Source organism: Flavobacterium reichenbachii (assembly GCF_002217435.1).
GTDB classification, from domain to species: Bacteria; Bacteroidota; Bacteroidia; order Flavobacteriales; family Flavobacteriaceae; genus Flavobacterium; species Flavobacterium reichenbachii.
In genome coordinates, this window is the sequence record NZ_MUHF01000012.1 from 136,529 (window position 1) to 159,210 (window position 22,682).

The following is a 22,682-nucleotide window of genomic DNA, read 5'->3' on the forward strand; positions in this document are numbered from 1 at the left end:
TTTTATTCTTACATTTTTTTAATTTTTATAAGGTAATTAATTTGTTTTCAGTTGATTGTCTTATTGTTTTTCTCTATTAGAAGTTGTTTTTATATTTGAAATTGGTTATGTTTGAGTTAAAAAGTAACTATAAAACCAATATATTATGAAAAAAATTACCCAAATCGCATTCGCTATTGTTTTTGCATTATTTTTAGTAAGCTGTAAAAATACCAAGCAGAAAATTCAGGAACATGTAAGCAATTATAATAATTCATCTTCTATAAAAGGAAGCGGCATTACAAGTACTGCCGCAAAAGCTTTCCTGAATGACAGCAGAATTGAAATTAGAATTGAAACCAATTTAGAAGAAAATGATGCGAATAAATTAGCCTACAAAGAATCTTTTCCAGATTTACTGAAAGAAATGATTAAGAATAATCAAATTTCTACAGAGTTAATTAATGAAGGAGTATCTTTTGATGTTTACTTTTTGGCATACAATAATGTAATTCTTGCTAAACAATTAGTAGATAAACAAGAGCTGGCAGTTTTAGAAGGAACTGCAGAAGAAAATAAGGAAACTGCAAAATTGTAACTTTTAAAAGTAAAAAAGCCTCTTTATATTCTAAAGAGGCTTTTTTAAATTTATGAGAATTGGGTAACGTTTTTAAGATTGTCCGGAAAATACATATCAGACAGATTGGCAAATTCGTCACCACGCATAAAAATATTAATATCTACATCTGCAAAACTTTTCCTGCCTGCTGCGGCCAAAAGTTCATTTGCAGAATGAAGTGTGTTTTTATGAAAATGATAAACACGCTCAGATTTGTCAGTTACAACCAAGCCCTTCATCAGCATTTTGTTTTGTGTCGCTACTCCGGTTGGACATTCATTATTATGACAACGCAAAGCCTGAATACAGCCTAAAGAAAACATAAATCCTCTCGCACTGTTGCACATATCCGCACCCAATGCTACAGCATGTAAAATAGAATAACCGGAAATAATTTTTCCGCTTCCGATAATTCTCATTTTATGTCGTATACCCAAACGGATCAGAGTTTGATTAACGAAAATTAATGCCGGTTCAAAAGGCATTCCAACGCCATCTGCAAATTCCAGAGGCGCCGCTCCAGTACCGCCTTCGGCACCATCAACAGTAATGAAATCAGGATAAATATCTTCTGTAATCATTTCCTGGCAGATTGCTTCAAATTCAGCTGTGTTTCCTATACATAATTTAAATCCAATTGGTTTTCCGTTTGATAAATCACGCAATTGTTTTATAAAATGAATTAATCCTTTTGAATCTGAGAAAGCATTATGTCCGGGAGGAGAGAGAATCATAGTATGTGGTACTACACCTCTGATTTTAGCAATTTGTTCGGTGTTTTTAGCCGCCGGAAGTACACCTCCATGACCAGGTTTGGCACCTTGAGAAAGCTTAATTTCAATCATCTTCACATTCGGGAGATTGGCTTTTTCAGCGAAATTTTCGGGAGAGAAATTTCCTTGCCCATCACGGCATCCAAAATATCCTGTTCCGATCTGCCAAGTAATATCGCCTCCGCCGCCAAGGTGAAATTCGGTTAAACCTCCTTCTCCTGTATTTTGATAAAAATTTCCTTTTTTGGCACCAATATTTATAGCTCGGACTGCATTTTCGCTCAGCGAACCAAAACTCATGGCAGAAACATTAAACAAAGAGGCTGAATAAGGTTGTTTACAATCTTTTCCACCTACCAAAACGCGAGGCAGTTCTTCGTTTACCGGTGCTGGAAAGATAGAATGTTTTATTCCCTCGTAACTATCAATGTTTAAATTTTGCTGTGTTCCGAACGGTGTGCTGGAATCGATATTTTTGGCTCTCTGGTAAACCATAGAACGCTGATTTCTTGAAAAAGGTTTTCCGTCTGTAGCTCTTTCTATAAAATATTGTTGAATTTCGGGTGCAATCATTTCAAATAAATATCTGAAATAACCCAGAACCGGAAAGTTTCTTAATATGGCATGTTTGGTCTGAATGGCATTGTAAATTCCAATAATTAGCAGAATTGGAATAATAACGACTAATAAAAATCCGCGTTCTGTTTTATAATAAACTGCGGCAACAATTAAAAATAATAAGAGTCCGTAAATAAAGAATTTCTTTCTCATGCTTTAAAAAAAAATAATAGATAAAATAATGTAATTAATTGAATCGTAATCGAACATACACATGTTTGATTCCTTTTTTGTCAGATTCTCTTTCGTCAATTTCGAGAATATCAGTTAGAGATTTCAGCATTGGCGTAAGCTTAGAAAAACCATAATTTCTAGGGTCAAATTCTGGTTTTTTCTTTACGATAAGATTTCCAACATCACCCAAAAATGCCCATCCGTCGTCGTCTTCAATGTCTTCTATAGTGGCTTCGATCAATTCGATAGTTTGTTTGTCGATTTTGTGTAAAGCTTTTTCGGCAGGTTTTTCGACTGGTTTTTTAATATCGGCTGCCGTTTTAGTTTTCTTTTTCTGAATGGCACCGTCCAAAACTTCAATATAAATAAATCTGTCGCAGGCTACAATAAAAGAATTTGGAGTTTTCTTTTCTCCAATACCAATAACTTTCATTCCTGATTCTCGTAATCGAATCGCCAGACGTGTAAAATCGCTGTCGCTGGAAACGATACAAAATCCGTCTAATTTTCCAGAATAAAGCAAATCCATAGCATCGATAATTAAGGCAGAATCCGAAGAATTTTTTCCAACCGTATAGCTGTATTGTTGTATTGGCGTAATGGCATGTTCCAGTAAAACTCCTTTCCACCCGTTGGAATTTGGTTTTGTCCAATCGGCATAAATACGTTTGGTCGTTGGCGTTCCAAACTTTGCAATTTCCTCCATCATACCTTTTACATTGCTGTAAGGCACGTTATCAGCATCAATAAGAACAGCAAGTTTTAATTCTCTATTGTTTGTTGGCATCGTTTTTTTGTTGAAATTAATTTGTTGAATAAATGATTGAGGGATTTATTGGCTTTTGGAAGTGGTAATAGAATTCAAATATACAAACTTTGTTCTTCATAATTTTATCGTTTGGCATTTTCCTATATTCATTTGAATTTTTCCGGACTTGATTAGATTTTTATTTTTCAAAGAATAAGCTTGCTATAAGTTTACACTATAAAATTTAAGAAAATGAAAAAACTAGTTATTATCGCATTATGCACTTTCGGATCTATTTTGGGACAGGAAAACAATTTTAAAAGATACCTTTCAGAAAATAAAGCAGTTATCCATTTAGAAGATCAAAATCAATGGGAATTATTGAAATCGGATGCAGCCAACAATCAATTTATTATTTTAGGTGAATCACACGGTGCTCAAGACGCACAATTGATTGATTTTAATTTATTAAAATACCTTAATAAAACTGTTGGAACCAAAAAATACATTGCCGAATTAGATTTTGCTCAAGCTGCCAATATAAATGAATTTTTAGAAAAGGGAAAAGAAGATAAATTAAAAACTGTTTTTAGATATTGGATTAAAACCCATGCACAATGGGGTAATCAGGATTTTTATGCTAAAATTTTAAAAATCAGAACCTTAAATTTAGCTCTTCCTAAAGAAAAAAGAATTGTTTTTGTTGGAATAGACGGCGTTCAGGATTTAGAAAATTATTTGATTTATTTGAAAACATTTCTCGCACAAACCAAAAATCCAATATTTGATTCTCTCCAAGCTGTTTTGAAAAAAGACTATAAAAACGATGCTGATGAAATCACACTTTTTGCTCAAAATTACTTAATTGAAATACAAAATAATAAACCCGAATTTCAAAAAGCACTTAAAGATAAGTTTTCAATTTTTGAGTATTTAATTCAAAATTTAAGCTGGAGTAATAGCAAATCCGGAGTAAACAGACCAGAACAACTATTTAGAAATTACAAACAATTATATACCGTTTTACATTTAGAAAATGAAAAATTGTACGGAATGTGGGGCTTTTTTCATGCTCATTTAGTTCCTGTATATTATATAGGAGAAGATTTTGCTTCTAAATTGGCCAGCTCTGATCATCCAAGTGCAAAAAAAATAATTTCTGTGGTTTGTCTTCCTATTGATTCTCAGTTTAATGTGTGGAATGCTAAAACAGAAAGCTGGACAAAAGAACCGTTTTCTTATGATAATAAGACTCTTTTGCAAATAGAAGGAATTGAGGATTTGAAAGAACTTTCGGCAGAAACCTCGACAACACTTTTTAAACTTAACGGAAGCAATTCTCCTTTTCCTAAAACCGGCCGATTATTTAACGGACTTGCGCCTCAGGGAAAATTGGCAGGAAATTTTAAAACCAGAGATTATGGTTTTCAATACGTTGTTTTAATGAGAAATTCAGATTGGTTAAAGCCGCTTTCAAAAGATTTTTAATACTGTATTTTAAAGCAATTTAAGTTACATTTGAATTTAAGACAATACTTTTAAGATGATCCTGAAAAATTTAAAGCAAAATATACAGCCTCCCAATAAATCAGATTGGTTTATTATTTTGACCTATTGGATTTTTAGTCTGTTTTTCTTAATTCCAGCCTATTTTACAACAGAAACTCTTAGTGTAGCAATTACTGCATTGCTTTATAATATAGTGATAGACACTGTTTTTGTTCTAATCCTGATTTATATTATTCTGCCGCTTAGCTTAAAAAACAAAAAATTATGGATGCCTGTTTTCAGTGTTATATTTTTGCTTTTTTTCTCGATGATTTTTTATAGACTGGGCTACGGATTAATTCTTCATAAACCAATAAATTGGAGTTTATTAACCATTATTGGCGGTGTTATTTCTCAGGCGCAGAGCCTGGGAATCTTACTTTCGGTTTTGGCAATGAAAAAGTTTTATACCTCACAGCAAAATATCTTAAGTCTCGAAAAAGCAAATGCCGAAAGTAATCTGAAGGTTTTGAGTAACCAGATTGCGCCTCATTTCTTGTTTAATAACTTAAATGTTTTACAATCATTAATCGAAATAAATCCAGCTCAGGCAAAAGAATTTGTAAAACATTTGTCTGCCATTTATCGTTATTTGATTCGGCACAAAGACGAAGAAGTAGTTACATTGCAAGACGAAATGACTTTTGCCGAAGATTATATTTATTTGCTTAGTCAAAGATTTGGCAATGCTTATGTTTTTAAAAAAGAAATAAAAAGCCAAAATGCTTTAACCAAATTGGTTCCCTCTTGCTGCCTGCAGGTTTTGTTAGAAAATATAATAAAACACAATCAGGGAAATAAAGAAAATCCGCTAATTACCTCCATCACAATTAATGAAGATACAATTGAAATTAAAAATCAAATAAAGGAAAAAATATATCAAAATGAAATTTCCGGAACAGGACTTCAAAATTTAAGCGAACGTTATCAATTACTTTCAAACCAATCTATTACTATTATTAAAAATGAAGAATTTGCTGTTATACTGCCTTTGGTTAATCAACTAAAATATTATTAATTATGAATATCCTTATTATCGAAGATGAACCTTTGGCAGCAAAACAACTTATAAATTTTATCAATCAAGTAGTTCCTAAAGCCATTATTTTGCAAACCTTAAACAGTATTTCGCAATGTTCTGACTGGTTTGAAAACAACATGCAGCCCGATTTAATTTTTTCAGATATTGAATTGCTGGATGGAAACGTTTTTAATTTTTATGATAAACAAGTTATTAGCTGTCCAATAATATTTACTACGGCATATGATCAATTTTTAATGAAAGCATTTGACGGAAACGGAATTGCCTATTTATTAAAACCGTTAACAAAGGAATTGGTGGAAAAAGCAATCTTAAAATGTACAACACTTCAAACCAAATCTCAGCCCGTTATTAGTCAGGATATTTTGCAATTGCTCCAAAAATCACTGCAGCAAGACACTTTAAATTTATACAAACAACGATTTACAATAAAAACCCGAAGCGGTATCTTTTTGCTTCCCGTTTCTGATATTGCTTTAATTCAGGCCGATGGTGTTTTATTATATGCTATTGATTTTAAGAATAAAAAATATCCATTAACAGGAACTTTGACTGCAGCAGAACAACAATTAAACCCCGAAAATTTCTTTAAAATTAATAGGGGAGATATTGTTTCGATTGATGGAATAGAAAGAATAGCCCCTCATATTGGTGATCGACTGGCGGTTTATATAAAAGGACAAAAAGAATTTGTAGTTACAAGTACACAAAAAACAGCCGCTTTTAGAAAATGGATAGATCGATAAGCAGAGCACATAATGAGTTATTTTAAACTTGAATTTTAATTAAAGATAATTTTGTCTTTTAATCTGTTTTTGTCTATATTTGTAATCAATTAACCCCATAAAATATGTTTTCAAAAGCTTGTGAATATGGTATTCGTGCATCAATATTTATTGCGGCAAAGTCAGCCAATGGTATTAGAGTCGGCATAAAAGACGTTGCAAAAGAGATAGATTCTCCAGAGCCCTTTACGGCTAAGATAATGCAGATCCTAACCAAAAGCAGTATCATAGATTCGGCAAAAGGAGTAGGCGGCGGTTTTGAAGTTTCTGCAGATAAAATTAAAGCTGTAAAATTAATTCAAATTGTAGATGCTATAGATGGCGATGCTATATATAAAGGATGCGGCATCGGATTAAAAGAATGCTCTGAAGAACGTCCTTGTCCCGTCCATAATGAATTTAAAAAAATTCGTGAACTCCTTTTAATAATGCTCACCAAAACAACATTAGAAGACTTGGCATCAGGAGTTAAGTCGGGAGAATTTTTTCTAAAAACTTTAGGTAATAATAAATAATTAATTTTAAATACAAAAAAATGAATAAGAAGGTTAGAATATTAAGTCTGGTAATTATGGGCTTTTTAGCGGTTGCGTCATGCGGTAAAAAAGATCCAAAAGTAGGAGAACCAGCCGAAGTAAATCAAACGGTAAATGATTCTGAGACACCATCAGAAACTGTTGATAATGTTTTAGTTATTGAAGGAAATGACCAGATGCAGTTTAATAAAACAGAATTAAAAGCCCTTGCAGGAAAACCAATTAAACTGACATTAAAACACGTTGGTAAGATTCCGAAAGAAGCAATGGGACACAACTTAGTGATTCTACAAGAAGGAACAGATGAAGCTGCTTTTGCAGCAAAAGCTATCAATGCAAAAGATACTGATTATATTCCGGCTTCAGAAAAAGCATCTATTGTTGCTCATACTAAACTTCTTGGAGGCGGTGAAGAAGATACGATCGAATTTACTATTGATAAAAAAGGAACATACAATTTTTTATGTACTTTTCCCGGCCATGTTGCTATGATGAAAGGAACATTAATTGTTGAATAAATAAAGAAACTCTAAGGCGTTTAAATCTTAGAGTTTTTTAATATTTTAATAAAAGATAAAATTGTCTTTTATTGAGTTTGAAAAAATAGAATTAATATTAAAATTGTAAAAAATGGAAAATTTAAAGAATAAAGCTATCGGTTCGTTTGTAGCTCAGGATTTTAGAACAGCTGCGGTATTTTCAAAATATAAAATTGATTTTTGCTGTAAAGGAAACCTAACCGTAGAAGAAGTATGTAAAAGGCAAGATATAGATCCAGATGTTTTGTTACAAAAGGTTAACGATGTCCTGCAGTCTGAAAATGGCGGTGCGGTGGATTTTAATTCCTGGCCTCTTGATTTATTAGCAGATTATATAGAAAAAACACATCATCGTTATGTTGAGGAAAAAATACCTGTTTTAATTCAGTTTTTGGATAAGCTTTGTAAAGTACATGGAGCAAGCCACCCAGAGTTGTTCAAAATAAATGAGTTGTTTACAAGCTGTGCAGGAGAATTATCGCAGCATATGAAAAAAGAAGAGCTAGTGTTGTTTCCTTTTGTAAATAGAATGGTAAAAACTAAAGACTCTGACGGAATTTTGAATCAGCCGTCTTTTGGAACAGTTTCTAATCCAATCGCAATGATGATGCACGAACATGATACCGAAGGAGAAAGATTTAGAGAAATTGCCAAACTTACAAATGAATATACAGCTCCAAGTGATGCTTGTACAACGTATAAAGTAACCTACGCTATGCTTCAGGAATTTGAGCAGGATCTTCATAAACATATACATCTCGAAAATAATATTTTGTTTCCTAAAGCTGTGATTTTAGAGAAAGAGTTTGTTTAAAAATAGAAATTAAATACGTGAAAAATGCATCGATCAATCATTTAAAATGTTTTATCGATGCATTTTTAATAAAATAAAATTGGTTTAAAATGAACATAAGAAAAAGCTGGATTGCATGTTGTCTATTTAATTTTCTGACAGCTTCCTTAATGGGGCTGATGCTAAGGTTTCAATATATATTTCCGCAGCATATAAATTATGTTTTTCTTCTTCATGCACATTCGCATACAGCAATGCTCGGCTGGGTGTATATGATTATTTATGCATTAATCGTTCACTTTTTTATACCTAAAGAAAAGAGTCAGAAACCAATTTATAACCAATTATTTTGGCTTACAGAATTTTGTGTTGCAGGTATGATGATATCTTTTCCCATTCAAGGATATGCTTTGTATTCTATTGTATTTTCTACCTTACACATTTTTTTAAGTTATATTTTTTGCAGGCTTTTCTGGAAAGATTGTTTTACTCTTAAAAAAAGCAGTCAAAAGCTTTTGTCTGCTTCAATTCTTTTTATGCTGCTGTCTACACTTGGTGTTTGGTTTTTAGGACCTGCCGTAGGTTTGGCTGGAAAGCAAAGTAATGTGTATCAAATTGCAATTCAGTTCTTTCTGCATTTTCAATTTAACGGCTGGTTTATATTTGCTGTTTTGGCTTTGTTTTTATATCAATTCAAATATGATTTTGATAAAATAAAATTCAATAAATTTCTTTATTTATTAATAATTTCTGTGTTTTTAACCTTTGCTTTTCCAGTGGGATGGTTCGTGGACGCAGTTTTTCTAAAATGGATTAACGGTATTGGAGTGGTCTCATATGCAGCAGCATTTTTTTATTTTTATAAAATGCTGGAACCTCAATTATTTTCTTTTAAAGAAAGTTTAGATACTCCATCTAAAATAGCGTATGGACTGGCTTTAAGCTCTTTATTTTTAAAAATAATGATTCAAATTTTAGTATTGATTCCGAATTTTGCCGAGGCTTCTCATCAAATTAGAAGTTTTATTATTGGATTTATTCATTTGACAACTCTCGGAGTTCTGACTGGATTTTTGTTTGGAGTTTTAATTCAAAATAAAATAATATCAAATCATTCCTTTATGCTTCGGTTCGGAATTATAAGTTTCTTTTTTGGATATATAATTACAGAAGTATTATTGCTGCTTCAAGGAATATTTTTATACTTAAAAAAAGACATCTTTCCTCAGTATTATGTAAGTATTTTTGCAGGCAGCATTTTGATTACATTGGGATTGCTTTTGATTTTAACTTCTGTACTTAAAACAAAAAAACAAGAGTAAATCAATTAAGATTTTTCTCTTGTTTTCAACGAATTAAAAATTAATTTACCTGATTTTTTCTGCTTCCTGATTTATTTTATTTACCGTTTCATCATTATTAACGCCTAAACCTTCTTGCTGGTATATTAATTCACCTTCAGGATTAAAAACGCTTATAATATTTGAATGAGAAAAATCAATAGGAGTTATTTTTTTATAATTAACAGCCAGAACCGCAGCAAATTCACGAGTATTTTCTTCTGTAGAACGTAAGAAAATCCAAGGTTCCTGATTCATTTTGTTTTCTATGGCAAATGATTTTAATCGTTGCGGTGTATCTGTTTCAGGATCAATGCTTACCAAAATAAGTTTTATATTTTTTTTGGTTTCCGGCTTTAGTTTAGACTCAATAGACCTCATGTCGGCAACTAATCTAGGACACGCTGCCTTGCACGATGTGTAAATCATTACCATAACCAGAACATTTCCTTTAAGCGATTTTAGTTCAATATTTTTTCCGTCTTGATTTGTCCACTGCGACGGAAGATTATATATAGACAGATCGCTGATTGGTTTTTCTTTAGTTACATTTTTGTTTTGTGTATTGTCTTTGCAGCTTTGCATACTAAGTATTATCAAAATTGCAAGTGTTATTTTTTTCATTTTAAAGAAGATTAAATTAGTATTTTGTTGTACTGGCGCATCTGAAACCTAAATTGCGGGTTGAATAATTTGCTTTGAGGCTTCCTCTAAAGGCGTAACGCATAAACGCAGCATAATCCATTAAATCTGTCGCATTTACAGAAGCACTTCCGCAAAACAAATTTTTGTCATTGTTTTTATCTTTTCTGGATTCACCAGATAGAAAAATGCTGTTAAAATCTGATGTCCATTCCCATACTAATCCATGCAGGTCATAAACTCCCCAGTAATTTTTAAAAGTTGATCCAATTGTATTTTCATACGTTTTTGATTTTTCGTACCAGGATAAAATATAGGTATTGAATTCTGTTTTAGTTCTGGCATCTATTCTTTTTTCATCGGCCATTGCTGCATATTCCCATTCCTCCATTGTAGGAAGTCTTTTTCCCTGACATTCGCAGTATTTTTTGGCTGCAAACCAAGAAACACTGGTTACGGGAGATTTAGGATTTGCACTTCCAAAATCAAAATTGTTTTTCCAATACGCGAGATAACTTTTATCAGCAAAAATTCCTTTAATTTTAGATTTACTATAACTTGGATTTTTTTTGATAAAGTTTAAAAAATCTTCATTTGTAACGGGATAAACATCTAGAAAAAAAGACTTTACCACTGTAGGTTTTTTTGATGAGGCTCCATAAAGAGGGACAAAAGATCCCTCTTTGATTGAAGCCATTTTTGCTTCCTGTGCATTTATGGATGCGATATGCACAAGAAGAAAAATAAAGATGGAAATCCTTTTTTGCATGGTAATCAATTATCTCAATGTTTTTACCATTTGTGGTGTAATTTCTGTTTTGTTGTTGCCCCAGCTGCTGTAGATGTAAGTTAACACATTGGCAATTTCATCATCAGACAAGTTTTGGCTTGGCATAACATTATTAAATTTTTTACCGTTTACTGTTATTTCTCCGCTTAAGCCATTAAGAATTGTTTTAATCGCACGTTTAGAATCAGTGTTAAGGTAATCTGACTTTGCAAGAGGAGGGAATGCATTTGGTATTCCTTGACCTTCAGATTGATGGCAGGCAAAACAAGTGGTGCCAAAAATGTCCTTTCCTGTTTTTATTTTTTCAGCCAAAGTTCGATTTGGCACTACCTCTTTTGCTGTGCTGCTAACAGGCATTTTTTGAATTGTTCCTCCTTCCGGCAGATAAATTCCTTCCTGAATAGTTCCAGAATAAATCTTCTTATTTTCTTCGCCTTCTACTTTTAAAATTCCCAAAGCACCTTTATTAAAGGCTCTAAAAATGGAGTGATCCACAATAATAAAATTACCTGCAGTTTCTACCTTAAAATCAACTATAGAAGATCCGCCGGCAGGGATTAAAGTAGTTTGTACATTTTTATTTACTAAGTTCCCGCCTTCTACATGCACATTATCAAATATTTCTCCAATAACATGAAAAGAAGAAACTAGATTTGGACCTCCATTTCCAACAAACAAGCGAACCGTTTCTCCCACTTTAGCCGTAAGTTCATTTCCGTTTGTTAGAGAACCGACCTTTCCGTTAAAAACTACATAATCAGGAGTTTCTTTAATCGCTTTATTCATGTCAAAAGACTGAAGTCCTTTGGCGCCGTATTCACCTTGAGTATAAAAATCACCCTGCATTATATAATATTCTTTATCAACAGGAGGAAGTCCGCCTTCTGGTTCAACCAAAATCAGACCATACATTCCGTTTGCAATGTGCATTCCCACGGGAGCTGTTGCACAATGATAAACATATAATCCAGGATTAATTACTTTAAAACTAAATACTTTTTCGTGGCCTGGAGCAACCAATGATGAGGTTGCGCCACCACCAGGACCTGTTACAGCATGAAGATCAATGTTATGAGGCAGTTTATTGTCGGGGTGGTTTTTTAAGTGGAATTCTACTTCATCACCAACACGAGTTCTAATAAAACTTCCGGGAACAGAACCTCCAAAAGTCCAGTACGTATATTTTACACCATCTGCCATTGTTCCTTCCTGTTCCTTAATTTCCATGCTTACCTTTAGTTTTGTGGCAGCTCTGCCGCCAATAGGTTTTGGAACCATTGGTGGTGATGTTAATTCAGCTTGCATTTCTCCTTCAGTGGCGATTTTAGAATAATCGGTAGATTCTTCTCCTTTTTTGCATGAGATAACAAGTAAAATGGTGAAAATTGTAGTTAGAAAAATCATCACTTTCATTGATACACTCTTTTCTTTTTTCATAATAATTGGTTTTATTTTATTTTAAATCTTGAAGTAAAATTAAAAGACAATTATATCCTTTATTATGATAAAAATCATTTTTGATGTTTTTATAGTGATTTTTTTTGAGTTAAATCTTGTTAATATGAAAAAGATTGAGAAAATATAGTCTTTAGAGGCTTTTTATGAAGAGTAATTTTTAAGAAAAATAAATGGCTGACTCTATATTAGAATAATAATCATTATTTTTGCTCCCTGTTAAAATAAAATTATTACTTCAAAATATATTTATGGTAAAAGATTTATTCGAAAGAATTCAGAACAATAAAGGGCCTTTAGGAAAATGGGCTTCACAAGCTGAGGGATATTTTGTTTTCCCTAAATTAGAAGGAGAACTAGGTCCAAGAATGCAATTTGGTGGAAAAAATATTTTGAACTGGAGTTTGAATGACTATTTAGGTTTGGCAAATCATCCTGAAGTACGTCAGGCAGATATTGATGCAGCAGCGCAATTTGGTGCAGCTTATCCTATGGGAGCGCGTATGATGTCTGGACATACAAAATATCACGAACAATTAGAAAATGAACTGGCTTCTTTTGTAATGAAAGAATCTGCTTATTTATTAAATTTTGGTTACCAGGGAATGGTATCTACAATTGATGCATTAGTAACTAAACATGATATTATTGTTTACGATGTAGATTCTCATGCTTGTATCATTGACGGAGTTCGTCTTCATATGGGTAAACGTTTTACTTACAAGCATAATGATCTTGAAAGTATGGAGAAAAACCTGCAGCGTGCTACAAAAATGGCAGAAGAAACAGGCGGCGGTATCTTATTTATTACCGAAGGTGTTTTTGGAATGCGCGGGCAGCAAGGAAAATTGAAAGAAATTGTAGCTTTAAAACAAAAATATAAATTCAGATTATTAGTTGATGATGCACATGGTTTTGGTACACTTGGTAAAACAGGTGCCGGAGCAGGTGAGGAGCAGGGAGTTCAGGCAGATATTGATGTTTACTTCTCTACTTTTGCAAAATCAATGGCTAATATTGGAGCATTTATTGCTGCAGACAAAGATATTATCGATTATTTAAAATACAATCTTCGTTCTCAAATGTTTGCTAAAGCTTTACCAATGATTCAGACTATTGGATCATTAAAGCGTTTAGAATTATTACGTAACCATCCGGAACTAAAAGATAAACTTTGGGAAAATGTTAATGCACTGCAAAGCGGATTACGTTCCAGAAACTTTAATATCGGAGATACAAACACTTGTGTTACACCAGTTTATTTAGAAGGAAGTGTACCAGAAGCAATGGTAATGGTAAATGATTTAAGAGAAAACTATGGTATTTTCTTGTCTATTGTAATTTATCCTGTAATTCCAAAAGGAATTATCTTGTTGAGAATGATTCCAACAACTTCACACACGCTTTCTGATATTGATGAAACTTTGGTAGCATTTGAAGCAATTCGTGAAAAATTAGAAAACGGTACATACAAAGAAATTGCAAGCAGAACTAAAGTAGATTTAGATGCTTAATTTCTAAACTATAGATTCCTGGTATGGGAATTATGTAAAAAAATCCATTCTCTTGCAGAATGGATTTTTTTTGTATTTATTTTAAATTTATGGTAGTAAAACATAAATAAAAATATTATGAAAAAATTATTATCACTAACACTTCTTGCTTTAGTTGTTTTGGTTTCTTGTAAAAAAACAGATCCAGCTACAGGTGTAATTCCACCTTCAGCACCAAAAGAAGCCGAAATTGCAGAACCAGCAGGAAATCAATGTTATAGTTATTCAGGAAATAACGATATGGTAGAACTAAGCTATAATGTAAACTCACATCAGGAAGTAAACGGCACATTGAGTTATGCATTATCTGAAAAAGATAAAAACGAAGGTATTTTGGTCGGAAATATGAAAGGTGATACACTTATTGCAGAGTATACTTTTACATCTGAAGGCGTTTCCTCTGTTCGTGAAGTAGCTTTTCTTCAAAAAGACGGAACTCTTATTGAAGGTTACGGAGACACTGTAGAAGCAAATGATAAAATTACTTTTAAAGATAAAACAAAATTAAAATTTGATCAGAAAAATGTACTTACCAAAGTAGATTGTAAATAATTGAAAAATAAAAATCCCTTCTAGAAGGGATTTTGTTTTATATAGCGGTCAACTATAAATCTTTACGATAAGTTTTTCTCTGGCAGTGAATTGTTGGATCAAAGTTTTTCCAAAGTAAGTGGATTGCTGTATTCTCTGCTAACTCTGGAGTTCTAATACAATTTTGAATTCCTCTCTGAGAAAAAGTTCGATAATATTCATCAAAAATAATTGCAGTAACGCCTTTGTTTTGATAATCAGGATGCACTCCAATTAAATAAAAGACAACATCCTTGCTTTTTTTTCTGGCTTTTAATAAATGATAAAATCCAAATGGAAAAAGTTTTCCTTTTGCTTTTTGTAAAGCTTCAGTAAAACTGGGCATTACAATACTAAAGGCAATTAATTTATCGTCTTTATCCACAACAAATTTAATATATTCCGGATTTATAAAACTGATGTATTTCTTCTTGAAATATTCCTTTTGAACGTCTGAAATGGCTACAAAAGAAGCCAATTTAGCATACGATTCATTAAACAAATCAAACATTTTGTCAACGTGCGGCATAATGTCTTTTGTTTTAGTAAAAGTAAGAGATCTTAAGCCGTATCGTTTCTTAATTAATTCCTGAGCTTTCAGGAAAAATTCAGGTTTTACATTTGAGAAAGGAAAAATACTTTCGATATATTCTTTTTCAATCTGAAAGCCTAATTGTTCAAAATGAGTTACATAATAAGGATTGTTGTACCATGTAATCATAGTTCCCACCTGATCATAGCCTTCTGTCAAAACACCAACTTTATCTAAATTAGAAAATCCCATCGGACCTTCGGCATGTTCAAGGTTGTTTTTGCGTCCTAATTCATATACTTTCTCCAATAACGCTTTGGTGACCTCAATATCATCAATAACATCAAACCATCCAAAACGAACCTTTCTTTTATGCTGATTATTTACCTCAGACCAATTGATGATAGCTGTAATACGGCCTACAATTTCATTGTCTTTATAAGCCATATAAAAGTAAGCCTCAGCATTATCAAAAGCAGGGTTTTTTGTTTTATCAAAAGACTCTAATTCATCTGCAATAATAGGCGGTACCCAATATGGGTTGTCTTTATAGAGTGAAAACGGAAATTTAATATATTCTGTTAGTTCTTTTTTTGTTGTGGCTTCTTTAATTGTAATCATTAAATGGGGAATTGTAAAATTTATTCATATTTAGCTTTTCGCTTTCTTTCTCTTTCCTGATAATCAATTTGTTTTTGATCAAGTTTGTTGTCTTCATTCTTTTGTGCCTTTTTATCAGCTTTAAATTCCATTTGCTTTTCTTTATATCTTCCGTCGTAACGCCATGAAACTCCAACACCGCCATATAATAAAGAAGGTGTGTTTTTAAAATTAGTACTTATAGAAGCATCCACCTGCAGATTAGAATTAACCAGGTAAGCAGCACCGCCTCGAACAATAGCATCACTGTAAAAATCGCTTTTATAACCTTGATTTTCAATAAAACCAGACCATTTGTCATTAAACCCGTGTGTCAAAGTTAATACATAACCATAACTAGGATAGTCTGTGGTAATATAATCTGCAATAATATTAGTAACAAAAACCCATTTACCGCCGCCAAAAAGATTTTGAGTAATCAATACTACTTTTGGAGAAATGCTCGATTGCGGCGAAAAAGAATACGGATTGTCTGCACCAACAAAATTGGCTCCTGCAAATACAGATACAGCAGGGATTAAAGAATGCCAGTCAAATTTATGATTGGCAGCATAACTGTAAATGTTTGTTGTTTTCTCGTAATTTTTAAAAGGATCATAAATTAAATATTTCGCTCCTAACACAGTCTGCCTGAAATTATTTTTTTTGTAACTTGTATAAGGAGTATCAAAATTTTCCATTTGGTACTGTAAATCCAGAATAAATTCTAATTTTTCCATAAAAGCACCGTAACGAACTGTTACATCGGTACCTAAACCACTTGCGTCATAATCTAATAAATTGTGTTTTTCCTTGATGCCGTAAACTCCAATTTCAGCCTGAATTACAGATTTTCCAACTGCGTAAGCAGACATAGTCTCGCCTGGGCGGTTTGAGTTGATGACATCAGTATATTGTGCGAAAAAAAGCTGGGGAACTAAAAAAAGTACCGGGGCAAGTAAGTTTTTAATTTTAAACATAAACATTTTTTTGGGATTAAAATATAATAACGCATTTCAAATGTACATATTTTATTATTTATTTAAGATTGATATTTTAATTTTAAACAATTGATTTATTAATTTTGGAAAAAATTATACAGTTATGCAAGAAGCATCATTTTCAGGTTTATTAAGAACCATCATGTGGGTTATAGCTTTTTATTATATTTTTAAATTTTTAGCTAGAATCTTTTTACCAGTATTGGTAAAGAAAGCGGTTGAAAAAGCAGGAGAAAATTTCCAAAGACAACAACAATACAGCCAAGGTAATACCTGGCAGAATACTACTCGCAAAAATAACGACGAAATCATTATTGATACTACGAATGCTAAAAACCCGCGCGAAACCAAAAAGGTGGGAGAGTATGTTGATTACGAAGAAATAGATTAGATTTGTGTCCTAGAAATACAGGATTCATCATTTAACCCAAACCAGCCAAAATTGAAAATAGTAAATAAGTTCTATCCGCATGCCCTTGTTATATTGGGCTTTATTCTCGTTTCTTTAATTTATTTTTATCCAGTTTTACAAGGAAAACAAATTTTCCAATCGGATATTGCTCAATATACCGGAATGGCAAAAGAGCAGAATGACTTTAGAGCTGCAGAACATACAGAACCTTATTGGACAAATGCTGCTTTTGGCGGTATGCCAACGTATCAGCTTGGTGCAAACTATCCCAACGATTTTATTGGTAAGGTAGATGATATTTTACGTTTTCTGCCACGTCCTGCAGATTATCTATTTTTATATTTCTTAGGATTTTACGGGCTGTTATTAGTTTTAAAAACAGATCCTTTAAAAGCATTTATTGGTGCCATTGCATTTGGTTTTTCAACTTATTTAATTATTATTTTGGGAGTAGGCCACAATGCCAAAGCACATGCAATAGCTTATATGCCATTGGTAATTGCCGGATTTCTGCTTGTTTTTCAACGGAAATATATTTGGGGAGGAATACTCACCATGTTTGCGGTAGCTTTAGAAGTTAACGCAAACCACTTTCAGATGACCTATTATCTATTGATTTTCTTATTGATACTTTCAGGTTATTATGCTTTTAATTTCATTAAAGAAAAAGAATACAAACCGCTTTTAATTTCGTTTGGAGTATTGGCCGCAGCAGGAATTTTTGCTATTGGAGCCAATGCAGCAAATTTATTAGCGACAAGCGAATATGCTAAATTCAGTACAAGAAGCAACAGCGAATTGACTTATAATCCAGACGGAACAAAAAAAACAAACAAAAATGCGCTGAGCCGCGAATATATCACAGAATACAGTTACGGAATTGCAGAGAGTTTTAACTTAATTGCTCCAAGACTTTTTGGAGGTTCTAACCATGAAAATGTTGGAACCGACAGCAGTATGTATTCTTTTATGCTAGAACAGGGTGTACCAGATTCTCAAGCGCAGGATTTTGTATCTGGAATGCCAACTTACTGGGGCGATCAGCCCATCGTTGCCGCGCCGGCTTACATTGGTATCGTTGTTTTCTTTCTGGGAGTTTTAGCATTATTTATAGACGACAGAAAAATAAAATACGTATTTCTTTCAGGAGCATTAGTTTCTTTAGTGCTTTCATGGGGAAAAAACTTCTCACTGCTGACTGATTTCTTTATCGATTACGTTCCTATGTACGATAAATTCAGAGCAGTATCTTCAATTCAGGTTATTTTAGAATTGTGTTTTCCTGTTTTGGCTGTTATGGGAATACAATCCTTCTTTAAAGCAAAAGAAGAGCCAAAACAACAACAAAAAGCTTTAATACAAACTGGAGTTTTTGGTTTAGGAATTATAGTGATTTTAGTAATAGCTAAGGGATTTTTTCACTTTACAGGAAGTAGTGACAGCTACTTTTTGCAGACTTACGGCCCAGGATTTGTTGACGCATTAAAAGAAGACCGAATGGCACTTTATGCTGCAGATTTACTGCGTTCAGGGTTCTTTATTGTCGTAACTTTTGGCGTTTTATGGTTGTTTATTAAAAATAAATTTGCGCAGACTACAACTTTAATTATTGTTGGTGTACTAATGATTTTTGATCTTGTTTTTGTAGATAAAAAATATGTTTCGGCTAAAGATTTTGTCAGCCCTGTCGAAATTGCAGCTCCTTTTCAGGAAACACCTGCAGATGCTCAAATTTTGCAAGACACTACACATTACAGAGTTTTTGAAGTAAACGGAAATATGTCAAGCGCCAGAGCATCATACTTTCATAAATCTATTGGAGGTTATCATGCTGCAAAACCAAGAAGAATGCAGCAGTTGTTTGATTATCAAATTGCTAAAAACAACTTAGAAGTCCTTAATATGTTAAATGTTAAGTATGTTATACAGACTGATAAAGAAGGAAAAGAAATTCCGACTATAAATCCTGAAGCTAATGGAAATGCTTGGTTTGTAAGTGATCTTAAACTGGTAAATAAGGCAGATGATGTAATGAAAGCGTTAGATCATCTTAATACAAAAAATACCGCTGTATTTAATGTTCATGAACATGAAGGTAAATTTAGAAGTGCCCGTTTAAAGAAAAGCTGGGATACAACCGGAACTATTAAAGTTGTGGCGTACAAACCAAACTATATTAAATACCAATCCGATAACGGAAAAGACGGCTTGGCTGTGTTTTCTGAAATTTACTATAAGAATGGATGGAATGCTTATATCGATGGTAAATTAACAGATCATTTTCCTGTTGATTATGTATTGAGAGCAATGGAAGTACCCGGAGGAAAACATACTATAGAGTTTAAGTTTGAGCCTAAAGTTGTAAAAACAGGCGGTACAATTGCATTAGGAAGTTCGTTTATAATGCTTTTACTGCTGATTGGCGGGATTTATTTTGAAAGTAAAAGACAGAAAACTAAAAATTAATAGCTCAAAAAAAGCATTAAATAGACCAAAAGACATTTTAGATATTGAAGAGCTGGAGCAATTGAATAAAAATACTGAAGAAAATATTTAGTCAGCAGATGCTGCAATATCATAGCAATAAATAAATTGGAACAAAAAAAGCTTTTAATAATTACCTATTATTTTCCGCCAGCTGGTGGCCCCGGCGTACAGCGCTGGTTAAAATTTGTTAAGTATCTCCCTGAATTTGGAGTGCAGCCTATTGTTTATGTTCCGGAAAACCCAACTTATCCTATTGTTGATGAAGGCTTAATTAGTGAAATATCTGATAAAGTAGTCATACTTAAAAATAAAATCTGGGAACCTTATCAATTGGCTTCGATTTTTTCTAAAAATAAAACGAAGAAAATCAGTTCTGGAATTTTTCCGCAAAAGAAAAAACAGACTTTTTTAGATAAAACGTTTCTTTGGGTTCGCGGTAATCTTTTTATTCCAGATGCTCGTATTTTTTGGGTAAAACCATCGGTTTCATATCTTGAAAAGTACATTAAAGAAAACAATATCGATACTATTGTCACTTCTGGTCCGCCGCACAGCCTGCATTTAATTGGTTTAGAATTAAAACAAAAGTTAGACGTAAAATGGTTTGCAGATTTTCGTGATCCATGGACTACAATAGGATATCACAAAGCTTTGAGATTATCTGCTTATGCAGCAAATAAACATAAAAAGCTGGAACATAAAGTGCTTAATGCTGCTGATACGATTATTGTTACGAGCAAAACTACTAAAACCGAATTTCAAGCGATTACCAATAAACCAATTGAAGTAATTACAAATGGTTATGACATAGAAAAAGTTGAAAAACAAACTTTAGACATTAAATTTACTTTAGCGCATATTGGTTCGTTTTTATCCGATAGAAATCCTCAATTTTTATGGGAATGTCTGGTTGAATTATTACAAGAAATTCCAGATTTTAAATCGCATTTAGAAATTAAATTAATTGGTGCCGTAAGTCAGGAAGTTCTGGATGCGATAACTCACTTTGATCTTAAGGACTATTTGAATCTTTTAGGATATGTTTCTCATCATGAAGCTATTGCTCATCAAAAAAAATCACAGGTTTTACTTTTAATCGAAATCAATTCTGAAGATACAAAAAGCATCATTCCAGGAAAATTGTTTGAATATATGGTCTCTAACCGTCCAATAATTGCAATTGGTCCGCAGGGCTCAGATTTTGCAGCAATTATTAAAGAAACAAATACAGGAGTATTTTTTGATTATTCGGAAAAAGCGAAACTAAAAAGCGTAATTTTGGACTTTTATACTCAATTTTTAGAAGGAAAATTACAAGCTAATGGCGTTGGTTTACAACAATATTCCAGAAAAAACCTTACTAAACAATTGGTACAATTGATTAACGGATAATCGTTAAGAAATCCAATCACAACCAGAACGCTGCAATCTAAAAATCACAAATGGGAATTGTCTTAAATCAGTCTTTTAAAAACACCATTATAACCTATTTTGGCTTCGGAATTGGAGCTATCAATACACTTTATTTATACCCTGTTTTTCTAGGAGCAACGTATTATGGTTTAACTAATTATGTTACGTCTTGTGCGAATGTTATTATGCCGTTATTTGCGATTGGAATGCAAAATTCTTTGGTCAAGTTTTATTCGCAATATGAGACTGAAGAAGAAAAATCCCGTTTTTTATCCTTTACTGTTTTATTCCCGCTCTTATTAATAATTCCACTTTTACTGATTGGTCTTATTTTTTACGATCAGATTTTGTTCTTTCTATCAAAAAAGAATGCGATTGTAAAAAGTTATATCTGGTTAATACCATTTATAGGATTGTGTATGGCATATTTTGAAATTTTTTATGCTTGGCTGCGGGTAAATATGTATTCTGTTTTTGGAAATTTTGTAAAAGAAGTAGGTTTGCGATTGTTTTCCTTATTTCTATTAATAGGCGTTTACTACAATTGGCTCAGCGTAGAAGGTTTTGTGTATGCAACAGCAGTTTTGTATTTTCTTGCTTTCTTAATTACCATGTTATATGCCTTTAGGATTCAGAAGCCCACTTTTCAGTTTACAATACCAACCAATACAAAAGATATATTGGTATATACTTTTTATATTATTTTATCCGGAAGTGTAGCCAATTTGCTTTTAGATGGAGATAAAATGATATTAAACCAGTATATGCAGATTGAGAATATTGCTTTTTATTCAGTTGCAACCTATATTGCTTTGGTGATTTCTGTTCCGAGCCGCGCCATGCACCAAATCGTATATCCGATTACTGCAAAATTAATGCACGAAAACAAACACGACGAACTCAATACTTTATACAAAAAAACTTCAATCAACCTGCAGATTGTAGGTGGTTTTGTAATGCTTTGTATTTTTGTAAATATAGATCAGTTGTACGAGTTGGTTCCTAAAGAATACAGCGGCGGAATTCCGGTAGTGTTTATGATTGGAATTTCTAAATATTTTGACTTAATCTTAGGAAATAATAATGCCATAATTTTTAATACAAAATACTACCGTATGGTTTTATATTTAGGACTGATGCTGGTATTTCTAACTTTTGTATTAAATATGATCTTTATTCCTATCTGGGGTATTTTTGGTTCTGCATTTGCGACCTTATTGTCGATTACATTATATAGTTTGGCCAAATTACAGTTTGTGGTTAAAAAACTTCATTTATATCCATTTACAAAACAGACTATTCATTCTTTGTTATTGACTTTTGGATTATTTTTACTTTTCTATTTCTGGGAATTTCCTTTCTATCAGTTGATCAGTATTGCTCTAAAGTCAATTTTGGTTACTATTCTATATGTGTATCTGAATTATAAGTTTAAAATTTCTTTGGATATTAATAATGCTTTAAATTCTCTTTTTAGAAAAGTAGGAATCAAAATTTAACTACACTTAAAATTTTTGACAGACAATAATTTTTAAATCCGGTCGTTTTTTTTAATATAAATGTAAGTTTTTGATTTACAGGATTAAATGTTATAAAATTAACAGTTAATTTATTTGTAGTTAATACAATAAAAACTAACTTTATATTTCTGAATTAGTAACGCTTTTTTATTTGCCTTACGAATAATATAACAA

At 32.4% G+C, this 22,682-nt stretch carries 21 protein-coding genes; 14 read left to right on the forward strand and 7 right to left on the reverse strand.

Translation table 11 applies throughout. The features are described 5' to 3' along the window. Nucleotides 1–145 precede the first annotated feature (145 nt). Nucleotides 146–577, forward strand: a complete 432-nt coding sequence (locus B0A68_RS12075; protein WP_035683951.1) for a hypothetical protein — start codon at nt 146–148, stop codon at nt 575–577. A gap of 50 nt (nt 578–627) precedes the next feature. On the opposite strand, the gene B0A68_RS12080 is transcribed toward B0A68_RS12075, so the two are convergent. Beyond that, the gene (locus B0A68_RS12080; protein ID WP_035683949.1) at nt 628–2,142 is read right to left on the reverse strand and encodes an FMN-binding glutamate synthase family protein; all 1,515 of its coding nucleotides are present in this window, start codon (nt 2,140–2,142) and stop codon (nt 628–630) included. Between the two features lie 34 nt (nt 2,143–2,176). Next, nucleotides 2,177–2,950 (reverse strand): NYN domain-containing protein, encoded by a 774-nt coding sequence (locus B0A68_RS12085; protein ID WP_035683946.1) that lies wholly within the window; start codon nt 2,948–2,950, stop codon nt 2,177–2,179. Nucleotides 2,951–3,163: 213 nt separating this feature from the next. Here B0A68_RS12085 and B0A68_RS12090 point away from each other — a divergent pair, with 213 nt between their 5' ends. The 7 genes from B0A68_RS12090 to B0A68_RS12120 all read left to right on the forward strand — a co-directional run bounded on the left by B0A68_RS12090 (nt 3,164) and on the right by B0A68_RS12120 (nt 9,476). Next, nucleotides 3,164–4,399 (forward strand): TraB/GumN family protein, encoded by a 1,236-nt coding sequence (locus B0A68_RS12090; protein WP_035683944.1) that lies wholly within the window; start codon nt 3,164–3,166, stop codon nt 4,397–4,399. A gap of 55 nt (nt 4,400–4,454) precedes the next feature. Then, a complete protein-coding gene (locus B0A68_RS12095) occupies nt 4,455–5,477 on the forward strand; it encodes a sensor histidine kinase (RefSeq protein WP_051892554.1) in 1,023 nt (340 codons plus the stop codon). 2 nt (nt 5,478–5,479) lie between these two features. Next, nucleotides 5,480–6,247, forward strand: coding sequence for a LytR/AlgR family response regulator transcription factor (locus tag B0A68_RS12100; protein ID WP_035683941.1), 768 nt, complete (start codon nt 5,480–5,482; stop codon nt 6,245–6,247). A 104-nt stretch (nt 6,248–6,351) separates the two neighbouring features. Continuing rightward, the gene (locus B0A68_RS12105; RefSeq protein WP_035683940.1) at nt 6,352–6,801 is read left to right on the forward strand and encodes an RrF2 family transcriptional regulator; all 450 of its coding nucleotides are present in this window, start codon (nt 6,352–6,354) and stop codon (nt 6,799–6,801) included. 20 nt (nt 6,802–6,821) lie between these two features. Then, nucleotides 6,822–7,340, forward strand: coding sequence for an azurin (gene azu / locus B0A68_RS12110; protein ID WP_035683938.1), 519 nt, complete (start codon nt 6,822–6,824; stop codon nt 7,338–7,340). 112 nt (nt 7,341–7,452) lie between these two features. After that, nucleotides 7,453–8,175, forward strand: coding sequence for an iron-sulfur cluster repair di-iron protein (gene ric / locus B0A68_RS12115; RefSeq protein ID WP_035683936.1), 723 nt, complete (start codon nt 7,453–7,455; stop codon nt 8,173–8,175). Nucleotides 8,176–8,264: 89 nt separating this feature from the next. Next, nucleotides 8,265–9,476 (forward strand): hypothetical protein, encoded by a 1,212-nt coding sequence (locus tag B0A68_RS12120; RefSeq protein ID WP_035683933.1) that lies wholly within the window; start codon nt 8,265–8,267, stop codon nt 9,474–9,476. Nucleotides 9,477–9,521: 45 nt separating this feature from the next. Here B0A68_RS12120 and B0A68_RS12125 read toward each other — a convergent pair whose 3' ends face one another. From B0A68_RS12125 to nirK, 3 genes are read right to left on the reverse strand one after another with little or no spacing between them, the layout of a single operon-like run. After that, a complete protein-coding gene (locus B0A68_RS12125; RefSeq protein ID WP_035683931.1) occupies nt 9,522–10,118 on the reverse strand; it encodes an SCO family protein in 597 nt (198 codons plus the stop codon). A gap of 16 nt (nt 10,119–10,134) precedes the next feature. Beyond that, nucleotides 10,135–10,905: a formylglycine-generating enzyme family protein gene (locus tag B0A68_RS12130; protein WP_035683928.1), complete on the reverse strand. Its 771-nt coding sequence runs from the start codon at nt 10,903–10,905 to the stop codon at nt 10,135–10,137. 9 nt (nt 10,906–10,914) lie between these two features. Continuing rightward, the gene (gene nirK, locus B0A68_RS12135) at nt 10,915–12,363 is read right to left on the reverse strand and encodes a copper-containing nitrite reductase (RefSeq protein WP_035683926.1); all 1,449 of its coding nucleotides are present in this window, start codon (nt 12,361–12,363) and stop codon (nt 10,915–10,917) included. 269 nt (nt 12,364–12,632) lie between these two features. Here nirK and B0A68_RS12140 point away from each other — a divergent pair, with 269 nt between their 5' ends. Both B0A68_RS12140 and B0A68_RS12145 read left to right on the forward strand, forming a co-directional pair. Continuing rightward, nucleotides 12,633–13,895 (forward strand): aminotransferase class I/II-fold pyridoxal phosphate-dependent enzyme, encoded by a 1,263-nt coding sequence (locus B0A68_RS12140; protein WP_035683925.1) that lies wholly within the window; start codon nt 12,633–12,635, stop codon nt 13,893–13,895. 117 nt (nt 13,896–14,012) lie between these two features. Then, the gene (locus tag B0A68_RS12145; protein WP_035683924.1) at nt 14,013–14,486 is read left to right on the forward strand and encodes a hypothetical protein; all 474 of its coding nucleotides are present in this window, start codon (nt 14,013–14,015) and stop codon (nt 14,484–14,486) included. 52 nt (nt 14,487–14,538) lie between these two features. Here the strand turns inward: B0A68_RS12145 and B0A68_RS12150 are convergent, their stop codons facing one another. Both B0A68_RS12150 and B0A68_RS12155 read right to left on the reverse strand, forming a co-directional pair. Beyond that, nucleotides 14,539–15,657 (reverse strand): hypothetical protein, encoded by a 1,119-nt coding sequence (locus B0A68_RS12150; RefSeq protein ID WP_035683921.1) that lies wholly within the window; start codon nt 15,655–15,657, stop codon nt 14,539–14,541. A gap of 20 nt (nt 15,658–15,677) precedes the next feature. After that, nucleotides 15,678–16,655, reverse strand: coding sequence for a transporter (locus B0A68_RS12155; protein ID WP_035688058.1), 978 nt, complete (start codon nt 16,653–16,655; stop codon nt 15,678–15,680). A gap of 124 nt (nt 16,656–16,779) precedes the next feature. Between B0A68_RS12155 and B0A68_RS12160 the strand changes: the two genes are divergently transcribed. The 4 genes from B0A68_RS12160 (at nt 16,780) to B0A68_RS12175 (ending at nt 22,487) form a co-directional block, all read left to right on the forward strand. Continuing rightward, nucleotides 16,780–17,067 carry a DUF4834 family protein gene (locus B0A68_RS12160; protein WP_035683919.1) on the forward strand — a complete coding sequence of 96 codons (288 nt, stop codon included), beginning with the start codon at nt 16,780–16,782 and terminating at the stop codon, nt 17,065–17,067. A 51-nt stretch (nt 17,068–17,118) separates the two neighbouring features. After that, nucleotides 17,119–19,554: a YfhO family protein gene (locus tag B0A68_RS12165; protein WP_035683916.1), complete on the forward strand. Its 2,436-nt coding sequence runs from the start codon at nt 17,119–17,121 to the stop codon at nt 19,552–19,554. A 126-nt stretch (nt 19,555–19,680) separates the two neighbouring features. Continuing rightward, complete coding sequence (locus B0A68_RS12170) at nt 19,681–20,967, forward strand: glycosyltransferase family 4 protein (protein WP_035683913.1); 1,287 nt, start codon at nt 19,681–19,683, stop codon at nt 20,965–20,967. Between the two features lie 50 nt (nt 20,968–21,017). Beyond that, a complete protein-coding gene (locus B0A68_RS12175; RefSeq protein ID WP_035683912.1) occupies nt 21,018–22,487 on the forward strand; it encodes a lipopolysaccharide biosynthesis protein in 1,470 nt (489 codons plus the stop codon). Nucleotides 22,488–22,682: the final 195 nt, after the last annotated feature.